5 protein-coding genes are annotated in these 2,952 nt (G+C 74.4%); 2 read left to right on the top strand and 3 right to left on the bottom strand.

From position 1 onward, the window contains the following. Positions 1-45 precede the first annotated feature (45 nt). Positions 46-429, bottom strand: a complete 384-nt coding sequence (locus tag ACFU74_RS36790) for a VOC family protein (RefSeq protein WP_380764490.1) — start codon at positions 427-429, stop codon at positions 46-48. 104 nt (positions 430-533) lie between these two features. Next, positions 534-734 carry a DUF6011 domain-containing protein gene (locus ACFU74_RS36785; RefSeq protein WP_380764489.1) on the bottom strand — a complete coding sequence of 67 codons (201 nt, stop codon included), beginning with the start codon at positions 732-734 and terminating at the stop codon, positions 534-536. A 44-nt stretch (positions 735-778) separates the two neighbouring features. Here ACFU74_RS36785 and ACFU74_RS36780 point away from each other — a divergent pair, with 44 nt between their 5' ends. Beyond that, positions 779-1,558, top strand: coding sequence for a TetR/AcrR family transcriptional regulator (locus tag ACFU74_RS36780; protein ID WP_380764488.1), 780 nt, complete (start codon positions 779-781; stop codon positions 1,556-1,558). A gap of 2 nt (positions 1,559-1,560) precedes the next feature. Here ACFU74_RS36780 and ACFU74_RS36775 read toward each other — a convergent pair whose 3' ends face one another. Beyond that, positions 1,561-1,968 carry a winged helix-turn-helix transcriptional regulator gene (locus tag ACFU74_RS36775; protein ID WP_380764491.1) on the bottom strand — a complete coding sequence of 136 codons (408 nt, stop codon included), beginning with the start codon at positions 1,966-1,968 and terminating at the stop codon, positions 1,561-1,563. 115 nt (positions 1,969-2,083) lie between these two features. On the opposite strand from ACFU74_RS36775, the gene ACFU74_RS36770 reads away from it, so the two are divergent. Beyond that, positions 2,084-2,935 carry an SDR family oxidoreductase gene (locus ACFU74_RS36770; RefSeq protein ID WP_380764487.1) on the top strand — a complete coding sequence of 284 codons (852 nt, stop codon included), beginning with the start codon at positions 2,084-2,086 and terminating at the stop codon, positions 2,933-2,935. The last annotated feature ends 17 nt before the right edge of the window (positions 2,936-2,952 follow it).

Genomic DNA, 2,952 nt, shown 5'->3' with positions numbered 1-2,952 from the left:
CCCCCGGCCCTTCCCGGCCGGGGGCGCCGCCCGTCTCCTGTGCCGCTACCGCTGCTCGGCCCACTTCACCAGCTGGACCACGACCCCGTTCGGGTCGGTGACCTGGAAGAGCGTCTCGCCCCACGGCTCCGCGCGCAGCGCCATGGTGATCTGCACGCCGGCCGCCCGCAGGCGCGCCTCCTCGGCGGCGACGTCGTCGACCACGAAGGCCAGGATCAGCCCGGCGGCGACCTCGTCGCGGAAGCCCTCCGGCAGGACCTCGATCCCGCGCTTCAGGAAGACCACGTTCACCCCGGCGCTCGGGTGCCCCAGGGAGACGAAGCCGTCCGCGGACATCTGCTCGGCGAAGCCGAAGTGCTCCCGCAGGAACGACGCGGACGCCTCGACGTCCTCGACGGTGAGCGAGACGGCGGAGGAGTTGATCTGCATGTTCGGTGAACCTCTCGTCGGCGGTTATCCCGTACGCAGTACACTATACATAGTACAGAGAATCTGGGAACAGTGATCCCCGTCACGCGGAGGGGTCGCGTTTCTCAGCCCAGGCCGGGGAGCGGGTCCTGGTCGACGTCATGGCGGGCCACCCGCTCGGCCGGGTCGCGGCACTCGGGGCCCAGCCGGAGGATGCGCGACTCCGGGTCGTGCAGCGGGCGGTGGCAGCGGCGGCAGGTCACCCGGGGGCGGACGGCCTCGCGGGTGTCGGTGCCCGGCAGCGGGTCGGGGTCGGCGGCGTTCACGGTCCCGACCGTACCGGCGGGCGCGACGTGAAAGGATCGGCTCCATGGCCAATGACCGCAGCAGTGCCGGGGATCCGGCGCGCACGCTCGCGCTGCTCTGGGGCCTGTCGGCGCAGGAGAAGCCCGGCCGGCGCGGGCCCCGGCAGGCGAAGTCCCCGGCGGAGATCGCCGCCGCCGCGATCCGGATCGCGGACGCCGAGGGGGTGGACGCGGTGACCATGCGCCGGGTCGCCCAGGAGCTCGGGCTCTCGCCGATGGCGCTCTACACCTACGTGCCCGGCAAGGCCGAGCTGCTCGATCTGATGCTGGACACCGTCTACGCGGCGATGCCCCGCAGCGCCCCCGGCGGTGACGGCTGGCGGGCCCGGGTGGCGGCCGTCGCCGACGACAACCGCGCCCTGCACCGCGCCCATCCGTGGACGGTGTCGGTCGCCACCAGCCGTCCGCCGCTGGGGCCGGGCCTGATGGCCAAGTACGAGTACGAGCTGCGCGCCCTGGAGGGCACCGGTCTGCCGGACGTCGAGCTGGACGCCGCGCTCACCCATCTGCTGGGCTTCGTGGAGACCTGCGCCCGGATGGCGGCGGACGAGCGTGCCGCCCGCCAGGAGAGCGCGATGACCGACGCCCAGTGGTGGGTGGCCAACGCCGAACTGCTCGCCCGGGTCTTCGACGCCGAGCGCCACCCCGTCGCGGCCCGGGTCGGCGCCGCCGCCGGCGAGGCGCACGGCGGCGCGTACGACCCGGACCACGCCTACGCCTTCGGCCTGGCCCGGGTGCTGGACGGCCTGGCCGCCCTCATCGAGCAGCACCGGGCCGAGGGGTAGGCCTACCGCCCCCGGGCGTCGTACTCGTCGCGGGCGGCCATGACGACGGACACGCGCTCCTCGGTCCAGTGCGCCAGCTCGGCGACCAGCCGGGCGGCCTCCCGGCCGAGCGGGGTGAGGCTGTAGTCGACCCGGGGCGGGATCACCGGATGTGCCTCGCGCAGCACGAAGCCGTCGCGCTCCAGGGTCTGCAGGGTCTGGGCGAGCATCTTCTCGCTCACCCCGGTGATCCGCCGGCGCAGTTCGCTGAAGCGGTAGCCGCGCTCGTGCAGCGCGCCCAGCACCAGCACGCCCCAGCGGCTGGTGACGTGTTCCAGCACGCCCCGGGACGGGCACATCCGGTCGAAGACGTCGGGCGGCGGCAGCGGGCCGGCCGGGGCGCCGGGGGCCGCCCCGGGGGCGGTGTTCATTACCTGCATGTCAGTACCCTACTTTGAAGTGCGTACTTTCGAAAGGTTAGTGCCACCCCTAGGGTGAGTTCCGAAGCAGGAAGTTCAACGGACAACGACCCCAGGGAGTAGCACCATGTACGTCGTCACCGGAGCCACCGGACAGCTCGGCCGCCTCGTCGTCGAGGGCCTGCTGGCCAAGGTCCCCGCGAGCGAGGTGGCCGTGGTCGTCCGCTCCGCCGAGAAGGCCGCCGACCTCGCCGAGCGCGGCGTGGCCGTCCGGGTGGCCGACTACAACCGCCCGGAGAGCCTGGCGGGCGTCTTCGCCGCCGGCGACAGGGTGCTGCTCGTCTCGGGCAGCGAGGTCGGCAGCCGGGTGCCGCAGCACACCGCCGTGGTCGAGGCGGCGCGCGCCGCCGGGGTCGCCCTGCTCGCTTACACCAGTGCCCCGGGGGCGGCCACGTTCAAGCTGGCCGACGAGCACAAGGTCACCGAGGCCGTCATCCGCGACTCCGGGCTGCCCTTCGCCCTGCTCCGCAACGGCTGGTACACCGAGAACTACCTGGGCGACGCGGCCGGCACGGTCGAGCGCGGCGCGGTGGTCGGCAGCGCCGGCCAGGACGGCCGGATCGCCACCGCCCCGCGCCGGGACTACGCCGACGCGGCGGTGGCCGTGCTCACCGGCGAGGGCCACGAGGGCGCGGTGTACGAGCTGAGCGGCGACGCCGCCTGGACCCTGCCGGAGCTGGCCGCCGAGCTGGCCCTGGCCTCCGGCAGGCCGGTCGCGTTCCACCCGGTCGCCCCGGAGGAGCACCTGCGGATCCTGGTCGGCGCCGGCCTGCCGGAGGGCTTCGCGGAGATCCTGGTCGACGTCGACGCCGGCATCGCGCGCGGCGAGCTGGCCGGCACCCCGGGCGACCTGGCCCGGCTGATCGGCCGCCCGACCGTCCCGCTGGCGCAGAGCGTGAAGGCCGCGCTGGGCGCCTGACGCCCGGCCCCCGGTAC

This window comes from Kitasatospora sp. NPDC057500 (assembly GCF_042802195.1).
Lineage (GTDB): Bacteria > Actinomycetota > Actinomycetes > Streptomycetales > Streptomycetaceae > Kitasatospora.
This window is presented reverse-complemented; position numbering and strand designations above follow the sequence as displayed.

Coding starts and splice junctions, on each gene's coding strand:
- ACFU74_RS36790 (WP_380764490.1), bottom strand. CDS start 429: ATGCAGATCAACTCCTCCGCCGTCTCGCTCACCGTCGAGGACGTCGAG.
- ACFU74_RS36780 (WP_380764488.1), top strand. CDS start 779: ATGGCCAATGACCGCAGCAGTGCCGGGGATCCGGCGCGCACGCTCGCG.
- ACFU74_RS36775 (WP_380764491.1), bottom strand. CDS start 1,968: ATGAACACCGCCCCCGGGGCGGCCCCCGGCGCCCCGGCCGGCCCGCTG.
- ACFU74_RS36770 (WP_380764487.1), top strand. CDS start 2,084: ATGTACGTCGTCACCGGAGCCACCGGACAGCTCGGCCGCCTCGTCGTC.